1 rRNA gene is annotated in these 1,683 nt (G+C 49.4%); it reads left to right on the top strand.

Annotation, left to right across the window (positions count from 1 at the left end):
* Positions 1-106: 106 nt before the first annotated feature.
* Positions 107-1,683: ribosomal RNA gene (locus NQ095_RS22445) — 23S ribosomal RNA — on the top strand; the annotation flags it as partial.

Genomic DNA, 1,683 nt, shown 5'->3' with positions numbered 1-1,683 from the left:
CGAGACAAATGATTGTTCTTTGAAAACTAGATAAAGATAAATTGATAGTCAAGAAATTACCGAGTATCGCCATTTTAGGTTTTAAACCTGATGTAACAACCAATTCGGTTAAGTTATGAAGGGCGCACGGTGGATGCCTTGGCACTAGGAGCCGACGAAGGACGGGACTAACACCGATATGCTTTGGGGAGCTGTAAGTGAGCTTTGATCCAGAGATTTCCGAATGGGGGAACCCATTGTTCGTAATGGAACAATATCCTTACTTGAATACATAGAGTATGGAAGGCAGACCCAGGGAACTGAAACATCTAAGTACCTGGAGGAAGAGAAAGCAATTGCGATTCCCTGAGTAGCGGCGAGCGAAACGGGATATAGCCCAAACCAAGAGGCTTGCCTCTTGGGGTTGTAGGACACTCTATACGGAGTTACAAAGGAATGAAGTAGACGAAGAAGTCTGGAAAGGCTCGTCAAAGAAGGTAACAACCCTGTAGTTGAAACTTCATTCCCTCTTGAGTGGATCCTGAGTACGGCGGGACACGTGAAATCCCGTCGGAAGCTGGGAGGACCATCTCCCAAGGCTAAATACTCCCTAGTGACCGATAGTGAACCAGTACCGTGAGGGAAAGGTGAAAAGCACCCCGGAAGGGGAGTGAAATAGAACCTGAAACCGTGTGCCTACAAGTAGTCAGAGCCCGTTAACGGGTGATGGCGTGCCTTTTGTAGAATGAACCGGCGAGTTACGATCCCATGCAAGGTTAAGTTGATAAGACGGAGCCGCAGCGAAAGCGAGTCTGAATAGGGCGAATTTAGTATGTGGTCGTAGACCCGAAACCAGGTGATCTACCCATGTCCAGGATGAAGTTCAGGTAACACTGAATGGAGGTCCGAACCCACGCACGTTGAAAAGTGCGGGGATGAGGTGTGGGTAGCGGAGAAATTCCAATCGAACTTGGAGATAGCTGGTTCTCTCCGAAATAGCTTTAGGGCTAGCCTCATGTGTAAGAGTCTTGGAGGTAGAGCACTGTTTGGACTAGGGGCCCTCATCGGGTTACCGAATTCAGACAAACTCCGAATGCCAAAGACTTATCCATGGGAGTCAGACTGCGAGTGATAAGATCCGTAGTCGAAAGGGAAACAGCCCAGACCACCAGCTAAGGTCCCAAAGTATACGTTAAGTGGAAAAGGATGTGGAGTTGCTTAGACAACCAGGATGTTGGCTTAGAAGCAGCCACCATTTAAAGAGTGCGTAATAGCTCACTGGTCGAGTGACTCTGCGCCGAAAATGTACCGGGGCTAAACGTATCACCGAAGCTGTGGATTGACACCGTTTGGTGTCAGTGGTAGGAGAGCGTTCTAAGGACTGCGAAGCTAGACCGTAAGGACTGGTGGAGTGCTTAGAAGTGAGAATGCCGGTATGAGTAGCGAAAGATGGGTGAGAATCCCATCCACCGAATGCCTAAGGTTTCCTGAGGAAGGCTCGTCCGCTCAGGGTTAGTCGGGACCTAAGTCGAGGCCGATAGGCGTAGACGATGGACAACAGGTTGATATTCCTGTACCACCTCTTTTCCGTTTGAGCAATGGGGGGACGCAGGAGGATAGGGTAAGCGCACTGCTGGATATGTGCGTCTAAGCAGTTAGGCTGATGATGAGGCAAATCCCGTCATCGCGAAGGCTGAGCTGTGA

Source organism: Rossellomorea sp. SC111 (assembly GCF_024733565.1).
Taxonomy (GTDB): Bacteria; Bacillota; Bacilli; order Bacillales; family Bacillaceae_B; genus Rossellomorea.
The sequence above is the reverse complement of the archived record's forward strand: the minus strand, read 5'-3'. Positions and strand labels throughout refer to the sequence as shown.